The organism is Micromonospora sp. LOL_025 (assembly GCF_048060285.1).
GTDB lineage: Bacteria > Actinomycetota > Actinomycetes > Mycobacteriales > Micromonosporaceae > Micromonospora.
On sequence record NZ_JBHMIR010000007.1, the window covers coordinates 175,288 to 190,688 of the forward strand.

The 15,401-nt window shown below is 72.0% G+C and carries 14 protein-coding genes; 6 read left to right on the plus strand and 8 right to left on the minus strand.

Going from position 1 to position 15,401, the window contains the following annotated elements:
• Positions 1–26: 26 nt before the first annotated feature.
• From ACFHW0_RS12485 to ACFHW0_RS12500, 4 genes are read left to right on the plus strand one after another with little or no spacing between them, the layout of a single operon-like run.
• Positions 27–719 carry a NeuD/PglB/VioB family sugar acetyltransferase gene (locus ACFHW0_RS12485; protein WP_416607444.1) on the plus strand — a complete coding sequence of 231 codons (693 nt, stop codon included), beginning with the start codon at positions 27–29 and terminating at the stop codon, positions 717–719.
• 36 nt (positions 720–755) lie between these two features.
• Entirely contained in the window at positions 756–1,769 is a 1,014-nt protein-coding gene (gene gmd / locus ACFHW0_RS12490) for a GDP-mannose 4,6-dehydratase (RefSeq protein WP_416607445.1), read from the plus strand.
• Positions 1,766–2,962 (plus strand): glycosyltransferase, encoded by a 1,197-nt coding sequence (locus ACFHW0_RS12495; RefSeq protein ID WP_416607446.1) that lies wholly within the window; start codon positions 1,766–1,768, stop codon positions 2,960–2,962. The genes gmd and ACFHW0_RS12495 overlap by 4 nt, the downstream gene beginning before the upstream one ends.
• Positions 2,959–4,089, plus strand: coding sequence for a DegT/DnrJ/EryC1/StrS family aminotransferase (locus ACFHW0_RS12500; protein WP_416607447.1), 1,131 nt, complete (start codon positions 2,959–2,961; stop codon positions 4,087–4,089). The genes ACFHW0_RS12495 and ACFHW0_RS12500 overlap by 4 nt, the downstream gene beginning before the upstream one ends.
• Here the strand turns inward: ACFHW0_RS12500 and ACFHW0_RS12505 are convergent.
• The 3 genes from ACFHW0_RS12505 to ACFHW0_RS12515 form a co-directional block, all read right to left on the minus strand.
• A complete protein-coding gene (locus ACFHW0_RS12505; protein WP_416607448.1) occupies positions 4,073–5,344 on the minus strand; it encodes a hypothetical protein in 1,272 nt (423 codons plus the stop codon). The two genes, ACFHW0_RS12500 and ACFHW0_RS12505, sit on opposite strands and share 17 nt — an antisense overlap.
• Before the next feature lie 50 nt (positions 5,345–5,394).
• A complete protein-coding gene (locus ACFHW0_RS12510; RefSeq protein ID WP_416607449.1) occupies positions 5,395–6,588 on the minus strand; it encodes a hypothetical protein in 1,194 nt (397 codons plus the stop codon).
• Between the two features lie 181 nt (positions 6,589–6,769).
• Positions 6,770–8,098, minus strand: a complete 1,329-nt coding sequence (locus ACFHW0_RS12515) for a hypothetical protein (protein WP_416607450.1) — start codon at positions 8,096–8,098, stop codon at positions 6,770–6,772.
• A gap of 328 nt (positions 8,099–8,426) precedes the next feature.
• Between ACFHW0_RS12515 and ACFHW0_RS12520 the strand changes: the two genes are divergently transcribed.
• On the plus strand, positions 8,427–9,356 hold the full coding sequence (locus ACFHW0_RS12520) for an NAD(+)/NADH kinase (protein WP_416607451.1): 930 nt from the start codon (positions 8,427–8,429) through the stop codon (positions 9,354–9,356).
• A gap of 50 nt (positions 9,357–9,406) precedes the next feature.
• On the opposite strand, the gene pgm is transcribed toward ACFHW0_RS12520, so the two are convergent.
• Together pgm and glgC are read right to left on the minus strand one after the other, a co-directional pair.
• Positions 9,407–11,053: a phosphoglucomutase (alpha-D-glucose-1,6-bisphosphate-dependent) gene (gene pgm, locus ACFHW0_RS12525; RefSeq protein WP_416607452.1), complete on the minus strand. Its 1,647-nt coding sequence runs from the start codon at positions 11,051–11,053 to the stop codon at positions 9,407–9,409.
• On the minus strand, positions 11,050–12,282 hold the full coding sequence (gene glgC, locus ACFHW0_RS12530) for a glucose-1-phosphate adenylyltransferase (protein WP_101409073.1): 1,233 nt from the start codon (positions 12,280–12,282) through the stop codon (positions 11,050–11,052). Before glgC ends, pgm begins: the two co-directional genes overlap by 4 nt.
• Before the next feature lie 95 nt (positions 12,283–12,377).
• On the opposite strand from glgC, the gene glgA reads away from it, so the two are divergent.
• Complete coding sequence (glgA, locus tag ACFHW0_RS12535; protein WP_416607453.1) at positions 12,378–13,580, plus strand: glycogen synthase; 1,203 nt, start codon at positions 12,378–12,380, stop codon at positions 13,578–13,580.
• A gap of 97 nt (positions 13,581–13,677) precedes the next feature.
• Here glgA and ACFHW0_RS12540 read toward each other — a convergent pair whose 3' ends face one another.
• The 3 genes from ACFHW0_RS12540 to ACFHW0_RS12550 form a co-directional block, all read right to left on the minus strand.
• Positions 13,678–13,917, minus strand: a complete 240-nt coding sequence (locus ACFHW0_RS12540) for an AbrB/MazE/SpoVT family DNA-binding domain-containing protein (protein ID WP_327027552.1) — start codon at positions 13,915–13,917, stop codon at positions 13,678–13,680.
• Between the two features lie 68 nt (positions 13,918–13,985).
• Positions 13,986–15,173, minus strand: coding sequence for a helix-turn-helix domain-containing protein (locus ACFHW0_RS12545; RefSeq protein ID WP_416607454.1), 1,188 nt, complete (start codon positions 15,171–15,173; stop codon positions 13,986–13,988).
• A complete protein-coding gene (locus ACFHW0_RS12550; RefSeq protein WP_121395623.1) occupies positions 15,170–15,367 on the minus strand; it encodes a hypothetical protein in 198 nt (65 codons plus the stop codon). The genes ACFHW0_RS12545 and ACFHW0_RS12550 overlap by 4 nt, the downstream gene beginning before the upstream one ends.
• Positions 15,368–15,401: the final 34 nt, after the last annotated feature.

A 15,401-nucleotide genomic window follows, 5' to 3' on the forward strand; every position in this document is an offset into this window, starting at 1 on the left:
CCGCCCGCGCCGGTATAACCGGTGCCATGCCCAGCGTCCAGACCGCCCACCCGCCCAGCCGGCGGGCCCTCCTCCACCAGGGACGCCCCCTCGTCGTCCTCGGCACCTCCGGGCACGCCCGGGAGATCGCTTGGATTGCGGAGCAGGCCGACCAGCCGGTGCTGGGATGCGTCGGCCCCTATCGAGCGGCCGAACACGACCGGCTTTCAGTGCCGTGGCTGGGCGACGACGACTGGCTCGACACCGCCGACCCGACCGTGCGCTACGTCGTGGGCGTCGGCGACGGGGCCCTACGGGCCCGGATCGACCAAGCCGCCGGCCGCAACGGACGTCGCTGCGGCTCGTTGGTCTCCCCGACGGCGGTGATCGGCGCCCGATGCACGGTGGGCGAGGGCAGCGTCTTCTGGCCCGGCGCGGTGCTCACCACCGACGTCCGGCTCGGCCGGCATGTCCACATCGGCACCCGGGCGACCGTGGGCCACGACACCGTCATAGGCGACTACGCCACGTTGCTGCCCGGCTGCACGGTGGCCGGCAGCAGCCGGATCGGCGACGGCACCACCGTCGCCGCAGGGGCCACGGTCGTCGACAACATCTCGATCGGGCGCGACGCGGTGGTGGGCGCCGGGGCGGTGGTTGTCCGGGACGTCCCGGACAACGTCGTCGTGGTGGGCGTTCCGGCCCGGATACTTCGCCCCACCCGTCCGTCGGCGCACTGAACAGCAGCTTCACCTCACTTCTGCGAAAGGCGCGGCATGAGTCGAGTCGCACTCATCACCGGCATCACCGGGCAGGACGGCAGCTACTTGTCGGAACTCCTGCTCGACAAGGGCTACACGGTGCACGGCCTCAAGCGCCGGTCGTCCAGCTTCAACACGGAGCGGATCGACCGGCTCGACGTCCACCCGCGGCACCCGGACGCGCGCCTGTTCCTGCACTACAGCGACCTCTCCGACGCCGGCTCGCTGGTGGGACTGCTCCGCGACATCCAGCCACACGAGATCTACAACCTGGGGGCGCAGAGCCATGTCCGGGTGTCCTTCGACATCCCGGGCTACACCGCGGACGTCACCGGGATGGGTGCGCTGCGACTGCTGGAGGCCGCCCGCCTCGCCGGTGTCGACAGCCGCTTCTATCAGGCGTCCTCGTCGGAAATGTTCGGCTCGACCCCGCCCCCGCAGCGCGAGGAGACCCCGTTCCACCCGCGCAGCCCGTACGCCTGCGCCAAGGTGTTCGCCTACTGGGTGGCGATCAACTATCGTGAGTCCTACGGCATGTACTGCGCCAACGGGATTCTGTTCAACCACGAGAGCCCTCGTCGGGGCGAGAACTTCGTGACCCGGAAGATCAGCCGGGCCGTTGCGCGCATCGAGGCGGGCATCCAGGACCGGCTCTACCTCGGCAACCTCGACGCGGTGCGGGACTGGGGGTACGCCCCGGAGTACATGGAGGCGGTCTGGCTGAGCCTCCAGCAGGACCGGCCGGACGACTTCGTGGTGGCCACAGGCGAGGGCCACACCGTGCGGCAGTTCGTGGAGGCCGCATTCGCCCACGTCGGTCTGGACTGGGAGAGATACGTTATGACCGACCCGGCGTATCTCCGGCCGGCCGAGGTGGACGCCCTCATCGGCGACTACGGCAAGGCTCGCCGGCAACTCGGTTGGGCCCCCAAGACCCTCTTCGGCGACCTGGTCCGGGTGATGGTGGACGCCGACCGCCAACTACTCGAGGACGAGCGGATGGGCCGGCTGGTGCGGGTGGACCGGTGAGGGTAGGCATCGACGCCACCACGGTGCGACCTGGGCACTCCGCCGGGATCGAGGCGTTCTGCTACGGCCTGCTCGACGGCCTAGCCGCCACCGAACACGAACTGACCGTGCATGTGCTCAGCGGCACCGGGGACGATTGGCGCCGGCGGGTGGCCTCGAACCGGGTCGCCTGGTCCGAGGTTCGAACGACGTTGCGCACGGACAACACGGTTGGCCGTCTGCTGCGCCGGCACACTCCCGGGGCCGTCGCATCCTCGCTGGTGCTGCGCCGCACCGTGAACCTGGTGCGTCAGTGGAGCCGGCCCCGGACGTCCGACGCAGACGTGATGCTGCACCCGTTCGCCGCGGCACCTGCCCATGGCGACCCGGCGGTCATCGTGCTGCACGACCTGCGTCACCTCCACCCCGAGCACGGCTCGGCGGGCTACGCGGAGGTCATCCGCCGAAACGTGGCCCGCGCCGCCGCCGTGGTGGTCTCCTGGCCGCACCCGTACGCCCAGGCGGTGCGGGCGTTCCCCGAGGCGCGGGAGCGGATCGCGCTGATCCCGCTGCCGGCCTTCCACTCGTCGGCGGGGTCGTCCGCCGAGCCCGAGCCGGGACTGCTGCTGTACCCGTCGTCCACCGCCCGGCTGAAGAACCACGCCACGCTGCTGGAGGCCATGGCGCTGCTGCCCGAATGCCGCCTCGTCTGCCCCGGGCCGCTGGTGGAGCCCGAGGCAAGCCGCTTGCTCGCCCGCGCCGACCAGCCCGACCTGCGGGGCCGGGTTTCGTTTCCCGGCTTCGTGAGCACCACCGAACTGGCGTCGCTGTATGCCCGCGCCAGCGCCGTGGTGGTGCCGTCCCTGTGGGAGGCGGCAAGCGGGGCGATGCTGGAGGCGTTCAGCTGGGGGCTGCCCGTCGCTTGCGCCGACTCCGAGCCACTGCTCGCCCAGCTCGACTTCACCGGAGCGGACGCGGCAGTCTTCGCCGCCCGCGACCCTGCCGCCCTCGCGCATGCGGTGCGGCGGGTCCTCTCCGACCCCGGGCACTACGCGCGCTCGTCCCAGGCGGCAGGGACACTCCTCAGCGGACGGACCTGGGCCGACACGGCAGCCGACTACACGGCCGTACTGGAGTGGGTGGTTGCCGGCCGGCCCGGCCCGATGCCCCGGTCGGCGTTCGCCGGCGCCCTGACTCGTGAAGGAACTCGATGACCACGCCGGAACGCTACCCGGTCGCCCGACCATCGCTGTCAGAGTTGGAGGAGCGGTACCTGCTCGACGCTTACCGCAGCGGCTGGATCTCCTCGCAGGGCCCCTACCTCAGCCGCTTCGAGGAACTCTTCGCCGCCCGCTGCGCGGCGGGAACGGCCGTCGCCACCGGCAACGGCACGGTGGCCCTGCACCTGGTGCTGGCAGCGGCGGGTATCGGCCCTGGAGACGAGGTTATCGTCCCCGCGCTGACCTACGTGGCCACCGCCAACGCGGTGACCTACTGCGGCGCTCAACCGGTGTTCGCCGACGTGGCACCCCAGAGCTGGTGCATCGACCCGGAGCAGGTCTCGGCCCTCGTAGGGCCACGAACCAGGGCGGTGGTGGCCGTGGACCTGTACGGTCATCCGGCCGACTACGCCGCGCTGCGAGGACTCTGCCAGCGGCACGGGCTGCTCCTCGTCGCCGACGCGGCGGAGTCCTTCGGCGCCCAGCTACACGGCCGCCCGACGGGCGACTTGGCCGACGCCACCACCTTCTCCTTCTTCGGCAACAAGGTCGTCACCTCCGGCGAGGGCGGCTGCGTCACCACCTCCGACCCGGCCCTGGCCGACCGGATGCGGCTGCTCCGCAACCAGGGGATGGACCCGGACCGCCGCTACTACTTCCCCGTCGTGGGATACAACTACCGCCTGACCAACCTGGCCGCCGCCCTGCTCTGCGCACAGCTCGAACGCGCCGACGAGATCATCGCCCGGCGGGACGCGGTCATCAACGCCTACGAGCGGGAGCTGGCCGAGCACCCCCTGCTCACCGCGCAACCCGTCCTAACCGGGGTGCGACGAGCTCCGTGGATGGCCGCGTTCCTCGTCGGGCCGCCCGGGGTGGAGGGCCCGCGCGACCATTTGGCCCGCGCACTGGACCTGCGCGGCGTGGACACCCGCCCGTTCTTCGTGCCCCTGCCGCACCTGCCCCCATACTCGGGGTCCCGCGGCGACCACCCGGTCACGCTCGACCTGGCCCGGCGCGGGATCAACCTGCCCACGTACGCGGACCTCACCGACGTGGACGTGAAGACGATCGTCGATCGGGTCCGCGCCGCACTGTCAGGTCTCACGAGTCGCCAGTGACCCTTGCCGCCGACATCGCCGGCGCGCCGCCGACCCCCGCACGGATGCCCGACCGGTCGGCCTGGCGTCCGTCCACGCGCAGCAGGTCCAGGTAGCTGACCCACCAGGTGACCATGCTCAGCAATCCCATCAGAGCCAGGGCAACCGCCGCCCCGGTCGCGCCGCGCAGCATGGCTCCCACCGTCACGGCCGGAATCCGTACGGCCCCCAGGGCCGCCCCGATCAGCAGCGTCCGCCGAGCCGCGCCCTCCACCCGGTGCCCCGCGAAAGCCACCATCGCCGCCCCGGCCGCGATCACCTCCACCGCGAGCAGCGCCAGCAGTTCCTCCGCGTGCCGCCAGTTGTCGCCGAGCACCGTCCGGCCGACGTCGTCGGGCAGCAGCAGTGCCACCAGGCCGGCCGGGGCGGTCACGGCCAGCAATGCGACGGCGGCCCGTACAGCACTCCATCGCCGGATCGACGCGCTGGTAGCCCGCGCGGCGGCCAGCCGGGGAAGGACCAGTGCGGTGGCGCTTCCCACCAGGAGGGCGGCCGGGCCGAGAAGCGTCCGTCCGGCGCCGAGCGCGCCGACCACCGCCACGCCCACCACAACGGCCACGGCGGTCAGCGCAAGTTGCGCCGATCCCGCGGTGACCAGGAACTGCAGCCCGTAGCTGACCGACGCACGGGTGCCGGGGCGGTCGAGTCGCCACGCCGGGCGGACGGTGTCTCCGACGAGTAGCGCCGTGACGTAGCCCGACAGCGCTCCCGCGCCCGCCCACACCGCGTACACGGTGACCGGGTCGAGCACACCGACCAGACCCAGCACCGCGGCCAGGGCGGTCACCCCGGTCCACGCGGCCTCACGCTGGCAGGGCGGGCGCGGGTGGCCGAGCCCCACCCCGACGACGCGACAGTGCTCGTGCAGCAACAGGCCCGGCAATGCCACGGCGGTGAGGACCAGGTACCCGGACCCGTCGAGGAGCCCTCCGATGAGCACCGGCACGGCGCAGCCGACGCCCACGAGGACCACCCGCGATGAAGCGTCGGCCGCGCCGACGGATGCGGCCAGCACCGCGTCCGTCACCATGGCCCGACACAGGCCGGTGGCCAGCACGTAGAGCGAGAAGGCCAGGGCGAACCGACCGAGGTCGTCGATCGGCGCCAGTCGGGCGGTGGTGAGGGACAGCAGCAGGTTGCCGACGCTGGACAGGGCTGCCGCCAGGACCGCCCACGGGGCCCGGCCGAGGGACGGCGCACGGACGGCGATCCGCACCCGCCGCGCCAGCCTGCGGCATCGGGACGCCGTCTCGGGAGGAGAGACGCTCATCTCCCGTTGAAGCACGGCTCCGCGGGCTTCAACAAGCCGAGCGAGCGCCGGGGGCCGGCCTCCGCGGCGTGCCGGCCTCGTGCGCGACCGCGGGTGTATCGCAGCAGCAGAAGGACCGGCAGCGCGGCGACGGTGTGCTGGAGGAAGCCGATCATCGAATCGGGATGGCTGCTCGACCAGAGCAACGGACCCGCCAGCACGAAGCAGAACAGGCTCAACCGCGCCGGGCCAGGCGACCCCTTTGCCCGCAGCAGCAGGATCGCCACCAGTGTCCAGCCGGCGTAGTAGAGCGGTACGCCGAGCCAGCCGTCGAGGAAGTAGACGTTGCCCAGGGCGAGGAAGCTGTACGCCGACGTGGCCGAGCCGCCCAGGTACAGGTTGATCTGCGTCCCGGTGGAGAGGGGCGGCCGGTCGGGGTCCAGCAACCGCGGCACCAGGCCATACCGGGCGTACTCGGTGATTCCCGGCTGTCCGACGTCGACGGGCACGTCGTGTCGGGCGGCCTCGGCGAGCTGGAGGTCGAGCCGGAGCCGGTCAACGGCGCTGATGTCGGCGGCCACGCTCACGCCGCCCTCCATCCGCATCTCGTTGCGGAGGGCGAACAAGGTGGGCCAGGCGACGAGGAGCACGACGCCGACGACGATCACCTCCCGCGCCCGGAGCAGCCCGCACACCGCTCCGGCACCCGCCACAAAGGACAGGTAGCCGAAGGCGGGGGAGGTGATGCCCGTGAGGCCAACGGTCACGACCTGCCCGGCGACGAGGAAGCCGACCCAGCAGAGCGCCCGCCACCGGGTCGCGTGACCGCCGAGGAAGCTCGCGATCAGCAGGGCGAGAGCCAGATACGACCAGCCCGCCGCGAGCGACGTGAACCGGGCGATCGGTGACGACGCCTCGGCGGTCACCTGGGCGAAGATCGTGCCATGGCCGGCTTGGGCCCCGGCGACCGCGGCGACGACACTGACGACCGCGACCACCCGGGCGGCCAGGTAGACGTGACGGTAGGACGCGTTGACGGCACCGATGCCGGGTCGCCATCTCGGGCGCCCACGAACCAGGTGGGCCGCCGTTTCGACGACCAGAGTGCCGATCAGCGCGGTGCCCAACAGGCGCAGCAGGAATGCGGTGTCGGGATTGGCGTACAGCACCGACAGCGGGACGATGAGCAGGGCGTAGGGCGCCAGCACCACCACAGTTACGGGATAGCGTCGTACGATCCACAGCGTCCTTCGGCCCTGGTCGGCTGAGGCGGCCGTCCTGCCGGCGGCCGGACGGCCGGACCGCCCTGCGAGGGCGCGGACTGGGTCGGCTGGGGCTGTCGGCACCATGGTCACACGAGCCTCCTGGCCTCGGGATGCGTGCTTGACCGGCTCACGCAACGAAGAGGGCGTGCTTGCCCGCGGTCGTCCGCGCCGGTGCGCTGATCTGGGTGAAGTTGACGGAACTCGGCACGAACGCCGGGTGGTCCCGACTCAGTTCGCGAGCGAAGTACCTGGCGACGTCCGTCAGGTCGAGTTGCCGGGTGGCCTCCACGTAGATCCGCAGGTCCTCCGGGCTCACCTGTCGGAACTGAACGCCGACGATGTCTGGGTACGACTTGAGGATGTGCACGGGGAGGATCGCGGAGAGGTCGAGGACCCCCCCGGCGGCGGCGACCTGGACCACGTCCTGCCGCCGGCCGAGCACTGCGTGGAACGCCAAGACATTGCCGTCGATCATGTCGCTGGGCACGACACGGTCGCCGACGGCGTAGTGCACCAGCGGAAACAGGCGCGGGTTCAGGGTCGTGACCTGCAGTTCGCCGTCGTCGTCCACCAGACAGGTAAAGCTGTCCCAGAACACCCTGATATCTCTCGTGTACCGGCGCGACATCGCCAGAACGCCGGTCTCGGCCGAGCCGTACTCGATCACGGCGGGCGCCCGGAACACCCGCTCCACGAGGGCGATGTCGGCGTCGCTCGCAGTTTCGGCGCACAGCACGACGGCCCGCAGCCGGCGCGGCCGCCGCCCCAGGTCCAACCGGTTGCTCTCGATGTACCGCGCCAGCTTGAACACGGCGGAGGTGTAGCCCTCCAGGGAGATCGGATCGTGGCTGCGCAACGTTGTGTAGTGCGCAAGCAGGGACGGCTCGCTGAGGTCGTACGCGTTGAGCCGGGTGATGTTCATGACCGCGTCGGCAACTCGCCGACGCGCCTGGGCGACCCGGCCGCGCGGCCCGCTGCCGAACAGGTGGGCGTGGCCCCAGAGCAGAAGGCTCGGGTCGGTGGGCCGAATGCCCGCCCAGTGGCGGCCAAGGTATGCGTCGACCCACCTGTGGCCCGCCTCGTCGGCGCCGCGCGGGTATCGGGTGGGCTGGCCGGTGCTGCCGCCGGTGGTGTATGCGTCGACGATCCTTCCGCCCTGGAAGATCTCGTCCTGCCGAGCGATGAGGATCTCCTTGGTCAGCGGCGGGAACGATCGCAGCGCGGACGGCCGGTCGATCCGTTCCGGCAGACCGTGCTCCCGACGCCAGGCCCGATAGAAGGGCACCTCGGCGAGGCAGTATGCCCACGTCTGGTTGAACCGGCGCACCTGCTGCCGCTCGATCCAGGCCCGGTCAGGGCGCTGCGAGTAGCGGGTGATGGCGCGCTTCAGCCGCCGGTGTCGCGTGCGCAGCAGGACGCGGCCCGGCTGTGACCGACCCACCGGTGGCGCCGCCACCCGCCAGTTCCCCCGCGACCCACTAGCCAGGTCTTCCAGTTCGGGTCGGACCCCGCCCTCCCGCACCGCCGCACCTTCCCTCACCGCTTGCACGTTCACCTGCTGTCGAACGAGCCCTGAGAAGGGAGGAAACGCCTCTCCTCGAAATTTGCCTGATCGAGTGCAGGATCAGACAAACAACACAAAGGGTATCGGCGGGCCTTTGAAAGTGGTCGGTTGTGAACCGGCCGCGCCAGCAGCCGACGCACGGCGTGCTGCCGGTTCCCGACCGCCGCTCCACCTTCCGGTACGCCCGTCCGGACACGCCCGGATGTGATGAGCTGTAGGCATGGACCGGAGCCGGCTCGGGCTGGTGCTGCATCCCACCCGGGACGTCTCCGCGGTGGTCGACACCATCGTGACCTGGGCCGCGCGGCACCACATCTCCGTGGCCGTACGCGCCGAGGACCGGCACCGCGTGCCGGCCACGGTCGAGCCGCTGCCGGTGGGCGAGGTGGCCGTCCGGTCGGACGCGCTGATCGCCATCGGCGGCGACGGGACGATGCTCGGTGCGTTGCGGTCGGCCGTGCACGATCCGAAGCCGGTGCTCGGCGTGCACGTCGGCAAGCTCGGCTTCCTCGTCGAGGTGGAGCCGCCGGAGCTGCCGAGGGCCCTGGACCGGCTGCTGGCGCACGACTTCACGGTGGAGAGCCACAGTTGCCTCGCCTGTGACGTCTGCGGCGACGACCTCGTCGCGTTCAACGACATCGCGCTGATCCGCCAGCCCGGTTCCGGCTTCGTCAGCGCCTCCCTCGCCGTCGACGGGCAGCAGTACGGGTACTACCGCTGCGACGCCCTGGTGGTCAGCACCCCGACCGGCTCGACCGCGTACAGCTACGCCGCCGGTGGCCCGCTCGTCTCGCCGGCCACCGAGGCGGTGGTGGTGACCCCGTCCGCCCCGATGGCCGGCATCTCGCGGGCGCTGGTGCTCTCCCCCCACGAGACGGTCCGCCTGGAACTGCGGGAGGGCTCCGGTCCGGTCGCCGTGGAGGTGGACGGCCTGGTCATCCGGGACGCCGCGACGGAGGGCGTCGTGCAGATCCGCTACCGGCACGACGCCGGCCTGGTGGTCCGCCTGGACCCGCGCCGCTACCAGGAACGCAACCAGCTGAAGCTGAGCCTGCTGGATCTGCCGCTGCTGCCCGAACAGCTCCGCGAGCTGCTCCCGGAGGGCGTGCGGGAGAGGTTCAACCGTCGCGAGCTACCCCCACCCCGCTGACCCGCCCGCCCTGCACCGGTGTCGGCTCCGGTGGGAGGCGAGCCGGGCGCTCAGGCCCGCTCGAGGACCTCCGAGACCAGGTCCTTCGCCTCCTGCTGGATCCGGGCCAGGTGCTCCGGGCCCTGGAAGGACTCGGCGTAAATCTTGTAAACGTCCTCGGTGCCCGACGGCCGGGCGGCGAACCAGCCGGACTCCGTGGTCACCTTGAGCCCGCCGATCGGCGCGTCGTTGCCCGGAGCGGTGGTGAGGGTCGCGGTGATCGGCTCGCCGGCCAACTCGGTGGCGGTCACCTGCTCCGGTGAGAGCTTGCCGAGCACGGCCTTCTGCTCCCGGGTCGCCGGCGCGTCGATCCGGGCGTACGCGGGCGCGCCGAAGCGTTCGGCCAGTTCCGCCCAGTGCTGGCTGGGGGTGCGGCCGGTCGTCGCGATGATCTCGGCGGCGAGCAGGCAGAGCAGGATGCCGTCCTTGTCGGTGGTCCAGGTGCCCCCGTCGCGGCGCAGGAAGGACGCGCCGGCGCTCTCCTCGCCGCCGAAGCCCACCGCGCCGTCGAGCAGACCCGGAACGAACCACTTGAAGCCGACCGGCACCTCCAGCAGCGGGCGACCCAGGTCGGCGGCGACCCGGTCGATCATCGAGGAGGAGACCAGGGTCTTGCCGACCGCGGCGGCCGGCCCCCACTTCGTCCGGGTGCGGAACAGGTGGCCGATCGCCACCGCGAGGTAGTGGTTGGGGTTCATCAGGCCGCCGTCGGGGGTGACGATGCCGTGCCGGTCGGCGTCGGCGTCGTTGCCGGTGGAGACCTGGTAGTCGGCGCGGGCGGCGATCAGGGAGGCCATCGCGTTCGGCGAGGAGCAGTCCATCCGGATCTTGCCGTCGCCGTCCAGGGTCATGAACCGCCAGGTCGGGTCGACCGTCGGGTTGACCACGGTCAGGTCCAGGCGGTGCCGCTCGGCGATCTCGCCCCAGTAGGCCACGCTCGCGCCGCCGAGCGGGTCGGCGCCGATGCGCACCCCGGCGTCGCGGATCGCGTCGATGTCGATCGCCGCCGGCAGGTCGTCGACGTAGCGGGCGAGGAAGTCGTACGACCCGGTGGTGTCGGCGGCGCGGGCCCGGGCGTACGGGATCCGCCGGACCTCCTTCAGGCCGTCGGCGAGGATCGCGTTGGCGCGGTCCTGGATCCACCTCGTGACGTCGGTGTCGGCGGGGCCGCCGTGGGTGGGGTTGTACTTGAAGCCGCCGTCGTCGGGCGGGTTGTGCGACGGGGTGATGACGATGCCGTCGGCGAGCCCGCTGGTGCGCCCCCGGTTGTGGGCGAGGATGGCGTGCGACACCGCCGGGGTCGGCGTGTAGCCGTCGCGGCCGTCCAGCAGCACGGTGACCTCGTTGGCGGCGAGCACCTCGAGCGCGTCCACGGCGGCCGGTGCGGAGAGCGCGTGGGTGTCCCGGCCCAGGAACAGCGGGCCGTCCAGGCCCTGCTCCCGGCGATAGTCGCAGAGCGCCTGGGTGACCGCGAGGATGTGGTCGGAGTTGAACGCCTGGCGCAGGCTCGACCCGCGGTGCCCGGACGTGCCGAAGGAGACCTGCTGCGCCGGGTCCTGCGGATCGGGGTGCTCGGCGTAGTAGGCGGTCACCAGCCGCGGCACGTCGACCAGGTCGGCGGGCTGGGCGGGCTGGCCGGCCCGGGGATGACTGCTCACGGTTCCACCTTCTGTCCCTTGCCGATCACCACGATGCCGTTGTCGGAGACGGTGTAGCGCTGCCGGTCCTTCTCCAGGTCGACGCCGATCTCGGCCCCCTCGGGCACGATCACGTTCTTGTCGAGGATGGCCCGGCGCACGACCGCGTGCCGGCCGATGTCGACCCCCTCCATCAGCACCGCGCCGTCCACGTGCGCCCAGGAGTGCACCTTCACCTTGGGCGAGACGACCGAGTTCTCCACCAGCGAGCCGGAGATCACCGCGCCGGGCGAGACCATCGAGGCGACCGCCCGACCGACCCGCTCACCCCACTGGTGCACGAACTTGGCGGGCGGGTAGGTCAGCTGCCCGGTGTAGATGGGCCACTCGAAGTTGTAGAGGTTGAACACCGGATGCACGTTGATCAGGTCCATGTGGGCGTCGTAGAAGGAGTCGAGCGTCCCCACGTCGCGCCAGTAGCCGCGGTCCCGGTCGGTGCTGCCGGGGACCTCGTTGTCGCGAAAGTCGTAGACGTTGGCCTCGCCGCGCTCGACGAGCATCGGGATGATGCTGCCGCCCATGTCGTGCTTGCTGGTCTTGTCCTCCGCGTCGCGCTCGACCGCCTCGCAGAGCGCCTTGGTGCTGAACACGTAGTTGCCCATCGAGGCGTAGATCTGGTCGGGCGCGTCGGGCAGGCCGACCGCGTCGGTGGGCTTCTCGCGGAACGCCCGGATCCGCCGGCCGTCCTCGCCGACCTCGATGACGCCGAACTGGTCGGCCATCGACAGCGGCTGCCGGATGCCGGCCACGGTGACGCCGGCGCCGGAGGCGATGTGGTCCTCCACCATCTGCCGGGGGTCCATCCGGTAGATGTGGTCGGCGCCGAAGACGATCACGTGGTCGGGCTGCTCGTCGTGGATGAGGTTGAAGCTCTGGTAGATCGCGTCGGCGGAGCCGGCGAACCACCACGGGCCGCGGCGCTGCTGGGCCGGCACCGGCGTGACGTAGTTGCCGAGCAGGGTCGACATCCGCCACGTCTTGGTGATGTGCCGGTCCAGCGAGTGGGACTTGTACTGGGTCAGCACGACGATCTTGAGATAGCCGGCGTTCGCCAGGTTGGACAGGACGAAGTCGACCATGCGGTACATCCCGCCGAACGGGACGGCCGGCTTGGCCCGGTCCGTGGTGAGCGGCATGAGGCGCTTGCCTTCTCCGCCGGCCAGGACGATCGCGAGCACCTTGGCAGCCATGTCCAGACGCTATCTACCCCGCCGTCACTTCACCACTCGTACGGGCACAGTTCCACAGCCGGTGCGGCGGCGCGTTCTGCACTAGGGTGCCGTTCATGAACGACTCCGCCGGGCTGCGCGTCGACCTGCTGACCCGCGAGTACCCGCCCGAGGTGTACGGCGGCGCCGGCGTGCACGTCGAGTACCTGGCCCGGGAGCTGCGCCGGCTCGCCGACGTGCGGGTGCACTGCTTCGGCGCGCCGCGCACCGAGGCGGGTGTCACCGCGTACGCCGAACCGGCTGGTCTGACCGGCGCGAACGCCGCGTTGCGGACGATGGGCGTGGACCTGGAGATGGCGGCGGCGTGCGCCGGCACCGACGTGGTGCACAGCCACACCTGGTACGCCAACCTGGCGGGGCACGCCGCGAAGCTGCTGCACGGCGTGCCGCACGTGGTGACCGCGCACAGCCTGGAGCCGCTGCGGCCGTGGAAGGCCGAGCAGCTCGGCGGCGGCTACGCGCTCTCCTCCTGGTGCGAGCGCACGGCGTTCGAGGCCGCCGACGCGGTCATCGCGGTCAGCGAGGGGATGCGGCGCGACGTGCTGGCGGCCTACCCGGCGGTCGACCCCGACCGGGTGCGGGTGGTGTACAACGGCATCGACACGGCGCAGTACGCCCCGGACCACGGCACGGACGTGGTGGACCGGCTCGGCATCGACCCGGCCCGGCCGAGTGTGGTGTACGTGGGGCGGATCACCCGGCAGAAGGGGCTGCCCTACCTGCTGCGCGCGGCGCGCGACCTGCCGGCGGACACCCAGCTGGTGCTGCTCGCCGGCGCGCCGGACACCCCGGAGATCGCCGCCGAGGTGGAGAGCCTGGTGGGCGAGCTGCGGGCCAACCGGTCGGGCGTGGTGTGGGTGGCCGAGATGCTGCCGAAGCACGAGGTGATCCAGGTGCTGACCCACGCCACGGTCTTCGTCTGCCCCTCGGTCTACGAGCCGATGGGCATCGTGAACCTGGAGGCGATGGCCTGCGAGACGGCGGTGGTGGCCACCGCCACCGGCGGCATCCCCGAGGTGGTCGCCGACGGGGAGACCGGGCTGCTGGTCCCCATCGAGCAGGCCACCGACGGCTCCGGCAGGCCGCTGGACCCGGACCGCTTCGTGGCCAACCTGGCGGCGGCGATGAACGAGATGCTCGCCGACCCGGTGAAGACCGCCGACTTCGGCCGGGCCGGGCGGCGGCGCGCCGTCGAACACTTCTCCTGGGACGCCATCGCCGCCCGCACTCTCGAGCTCTACCGCTCGCTGCTGGTGTAGGGAAGGGCGCACCGGTGCGTGCCCAGGTCAGGTGACGTGGAAGGTGGTTCGTGCAAGGCGTCGGCCGGCGGACCGCGGTGCCAGCGCGCGGAGACGCTCACTCCCCACGTAGCAGCTCCATCAGCTCGTCGGTGGACATACCGCTGGTCTGCTTCGCACCGCCGCGACCGCGCATGTGCCGGACCAGGCGCTGACCCCTGGTCTCCGCGCCACTCACCCGGACGATCCGCAGCGCACCGCCCTCCTCCACGACGTCGACCTCGTCGCCCTCGTGCAGCCCGTGTCGGGCCCGCAACGCGGCCGGGATCGTGACCTGGCCCTTGCTGTTGAGCTTCATGACGCCCCCCTCTACCAGGTAATACAACCGATACGTGTCGGGGGTTTCGGGCAGGCCACGAGGCAGCCTCAGGTGACGTGCAGGGCGGCAGCGAGGCGGGCCAGGCCGGTGGGAGCGGCGGCGTACCGGGCCACGGTGGCGACCAGGTCGCGCACCGCCGGCCGGTCGTGCACCTCGCTGCGCGCGGTGCGTTCGGCGTCCAGCAGCGCCCGCCCCGCCCGGACCATGTCGCCGGCGAGAGCATGTACGCGGGCCACGTCGAGCAGGTACGCCGCCCGGTGCTCGGGCTGCAGCCACCGCCACTGCTCACCGCAGACCAGCCGCTCGTGCCGTACCGTCGCCGCCTGCACGTCTCCGACGGCGGCCTCGGCCACCACCCGCGCCGCCTCGACCGACGCCCGGCCGAAGCCGCCGCCGACCGCTACCGCGGCCTGGTCGAGCAGGCTGGCCACCCGGCGCTCGTCTCCCCGGCTGGCAGCGGCGAGCGCCGCCTGGAGCAGCAACGTCACGCGCAGCGACGGGGCACCGTCACCGCCCGGCGACAGGGCACCCTCGGCCGACTCGCGCGGCGGGAGACGGCGGGCGGCCACGAGCGCCGTCTCCATCGCGGAGCGCCGCCGACCGACGGCCCGCAACGCCTGACTCAGCGGTACGGTGGCGACGGCGGCCAGCCGCGCGTCGTCCGTGGTCAGCGCCACGGCCATCCCCCGGTCGGCGGCCAGCCACGCCAACTCTCCCTGACCGACCTTGACCAGCACCAGGGCGACGAGCCCGTACGCGGACACCAGCAGCTCGTCGGCAGCCCGGCCGGGGCGGGCAACCCGCGCCTCGCGGGCGGCGTCGGGCAACCCGGGCAGCAGGCCGAGCAGGATCGGATACCGGGCGTGCCGGTAGCTCTGCTCGGCATGATCGAGGCGGGCCCGCACCTTCGCGACGTCGGGCGGCCGGGACGACGCCTCGACGTGGTAGCGGGCCAGGGCGGCCCGGATCCGCGCCACACCGGCAACGGCGACGTCCGGTTGCCCGATCCGCTCCGCGAGCAGAACCTCCATGTCGATCCGCAGCACCTCGGCGACCTCCCGCAGGTTGGACATCCGTTCCAGTGGGCGCACTCCGCGCTCGACCTTGTCCACCCAGCTCTTCGACTTGCCGAGACGGTCGGCGAACTGCTGCTGGGTCATGTTGCGCCGTACCCGCCACTGGGCGACCCGCCGGCCCACCGGCAGGCCGGTCACCCGCCGGCCCGTCCCGCTCACCGCAGGATCCCGGCCGCGACGAGCACGAGTACGAGCAGCGTCACCGTGATGCCGTAGGCGTACTGGCGACGGGTGAGCGGCGCGCGCTGCGGGCGGGGCGGACAGGGCACCTGATCCCCGTCGGGGTGCCGAGCGCGGGCACCCGGGACCTGGTGTGCCGCCGGCAGCGGCCCGTCATGCGGACGCTCCTGCATGGTGAGCCTCCTTGCGGGTGAGTACGAAACGTGC